2 protein-coding genes are annotated in these 3,395 nt (G+C 48.7%); both read right to left on the bottom strand.

The features are described 5' to 3' along the window. A partial coding sequence (locus Q8K48_06340) for a hypothetical protein (protein MDP1852018.1) occupies positions 1–1,270 on the bottom strand: 1,270 nt, incomplete at its 3' end. 164 nt (positions 1,271–1,434) lie between these two features. Beyond that, entirely contained in the window at positions 1,435–2,937 is a 1,503-nt protein-coding gene (locus Q8K48_06345; protein ID MDP1852019.1) for an RNA polymerase sigma factor, read from the bottom strand. Positions 2,938–3,395 lie beyond the last annotated feature (458 nt).

Genomic DNA, 3,395 nt, shown 5'->3' on the forward strand with positions numbered 1-3,395 from the left:
TCACTGTGACAGTTGCAACCTCTCCGGGAACATATGTTGCCTTGTCAAGTGTCATTGTTACAGATGACATAGTTGCTGAACCTGCACGAACAGAAACAGCTGCTGATGTGTATGCGGCTGTTGAACCTGCAGCCACGTTAGCGAACGTGAAGCTTGAAGTTCCAGCAGTGAGAGCTGTCAAGTTAAATGACGCAATACCTGTTGAAGCTGTTACTGCTGTTCCGCTTGCAAATACTGTTTCAGTTCCTGATCGTGCAAACACTGTTGCACCAGGAACTAGGTTTCCAGCTGCATCCTTAACTAGAACAGTGATTGCGCCTGCTGTAGCTGTTGAACCAACAGCGATAACTGGCTTAACTACTGTCGCTACAGCAGAAGCTGCTGCGCCGTAAGTGTTAATTGTCTCAGTCAGTACAACTGAACCAATTGTTGAAGTAATCGTTGAAGTTCCAGATGTACCGTCACCATAGACGGAAATCCAGAATGGGCCAGCAGCGCCTGTTAGCGTTACAGTCTTAAGACCTGTAAGTGCTCCAGAAACGAATGTTGCACTCGATTGAGGGGTACTCAGGGTGCCTGGACCCGTAATGACTACAGTTATCGCTGAAGAACCAGTTGCCGTGGCTGATGCCACGAGTGGTGTGACTTTAATAGTTGCGACAACGCCACTCGTTGGGGCTGCATTAACTACCGCGTCAGCTGAACCAACCGTAACGTTTCCTGCAACGATAATTGACGTCGACGTTGAGTCAGCAGCTGCAGCTGTTGCTACTGTTCCAACTGTTACAGTCCATGTAACTGCAGCAGCAACTGCTGTGCCGCCCCCGCCGGTAATGGCAGGCGTAGCTTTAATTACATAGGTTCCAGGAAGTGTGGTCGCTGGTAATCCAAGAGTATATGTTCCAGATACTAACGTATATACGGAGTACGAGGTTGCAGTATCAGCAAGTGTTCCAACTAGTCCTGACACTGATGTTGTTCCATTGGAGTCACTTCCAACAACTCTTGCAAGTGTTGGAACTGTTGAGTTTCCACTAGGTCCACTTATAAGTGCGACCGTTACTGTCATCGTGTCACCAGCTACACCGAGGTATGTCTGTGTCAACGTTGTTGAAGCGGCCACATTATTCGCGACCGATGTTGCAGTTGCTCCTAGAGCCAATGTGTCTGACTGTGGAGTGGCAGATGAAGGCGCCACTGACAGAAGACCAAAGCCCAAAGCAGCAACCGCTACAAGCGCTATGCGCTTGTAAGTTGTCTTTGTAGACATTTGTATCCTTTCGATTAGTCGGTCCTCGGACGATCCGAGAGCCGGCTTGGGATCAAAGTTTCTTCGTATTTCACGAAAGAAACTCTTTCACCCAGTTCGATGAATCGCACGTGCTGATTCATCAAATCCCACATTGAGTATCCGGACTCAATGTGGAAACTTATTTAGTTATTCACCTGCACGGCTTGCGCCAAGAAGGTGGTCTTGCCCGCATTCAGGAGAATGCGTGTCGTGATGGACTTTGGCGCATCGGCCAGGTCAAAGCCGCGGCCTCCAGTTGGGACCTGGAAAATTGATTCATTGAGATAACCAATTGTAAAGGTTGAAGTAATCATGTACTTACCATTTGATAAACGATCAATGGAAGAGTCATGTGACGTAATTTCCACTGAGTTCCAGTTACCGCCCCAACCAATACTAATGCTCTTGGCAGAATAGCGCGTACCTGTTCCATCAATAGTGATTACCTGGTCGATCAAAACGTTGGGACCAACCGAGCCAGTTATGAACTGGTTGTTAATAACAATTCCACCGGTTCCAACCGATGAAGTTCCTTTTGTTAGACGAGCAATACCTTCGATGTTCTTTGAATCAGTTACTGTGAAGGCAGTTGGTAGACCATCTTTATCTAGACCAAAGAATGAAAGTGCGGCGATCTTCATACTAAGGGCAGCGGTTTGTGCCCTCTTAGTAGCAGCTGCTGCAGCTATGGTCTTAGCGGCCTTTGCTTTAATGGTTGCAGCGGCCTTTGCTTTACCAGTTGAAACAGCAGATGCGATTGCAGTTGGTGATTGGCTCGCTGACTCCTGTGGAGAAGCTGGAGAAACTACTGCAATCTCTGGAGAGAGTATTGCAAGTGGTGATCCTTCATTTCCGGACATTGAGTTAAAGCCAAGGAAAGCAGTAATAACAAGGAGAAGTGAGAGTGCGGCCTTGCTGGACTTTTGAGCAATTTTCGCAGCTTTCTTGTAGGTCGTTGAAAGCGCGTTGAGTGCGGTTAATCCAGTTGCCTCGTCGATGACCCAGTCCTCAAGAACGCGAACCATTGATTTGCGAGCGCGAATTAAGATGTGGCGAACATTTGCTGGGCTGGTGTTAAGGGCAGTCGCAATCTCTTGCGTGCTGCGGCCTTCCATTTCCCACATAACCAAGGCCGTGCGCTGATCTGAAGTCAGGCGGGACAGTGCTTCGCGGATAACCGCGGCATCTTCGGCGGCTGCAATAGTCGTATCGAGATCGACATGGTTTTCAGATGCGATCTCATTTAAGCGCTCTTGCGTGGTGTTGGCATCGATGGCAACCAAGTTAGGACGTGCACCGCGAGCGCGGATTACGTTTAAGGATAGGTTGGTGACTGAGGTGCGAAGGTATGCAATCGCACGATCTGCAGAATCGAGCTCTGGGGATGCAAGCATGAACTTAAGGAACGCCTCTTGGACAACCTCGTTAGCTTCGGCCTCATCGCGGGTGATTCGGCGGGCTTGCGAGACAAGCTGTGTCCGGTGCTCTTTGTAGATCGCTGATAACTGTGAAATCGACCAGTCAGCCGTTGAACCTGGAGTTGCAGATACTTCAAACGCTGAATCCGTTGCGGTAACGGAGTTCAGTAGGCGGGTGGCATCAGTCATTGCAGCTGCTTTCGCTGCCTTCGACTTCAAAAGTGCCATGTGAATACTCCCGCGAGTTATAAACGAAGGCAACGTCTTGCCCTCTACTAGTTAAGACACCGCCGAGGCCCAAATGTTGTTGCCTCAGCGAATATTTCTTTGGTTCCGTGAAGTAGGTCGAGATTTCTCAAATCTCCTCTAATTCTAGGTGGGTTATCTTCTAGGTGGGTTATCGAAAATTTTACCCAAACAGCTTGAGAATTGCCTGTGGATGCACAGATTCAGAGTCTAATGGCCGGACAAGCCTAATGTTGACATTGAGAGTTTGAGCGTGTTGACGCAGTAGTAAAGGTGAAAGTCGAAAATATGAGGTTTAACCCTCGTTATCCCGGACTTCCGGGGGCATGGCCTTTTTTGAGTACTCAGACCAGTTGGTCTCGAGGGCTTGAATCAGTTGAAGGACAAAAAGTGGCGAGATGTTCACTCGTGAAACAACAACCCCATTGGCCCCCTCTGGA

This window comes from Candidatus Planktophila sp. (genome assembly GCA_030681675.1).
Taxonomy (GTDB): Bacteria; Actinomycetota; Actinomycetes; order Nanopelagicales; family Nanopelagicaceae; genus Planktophila.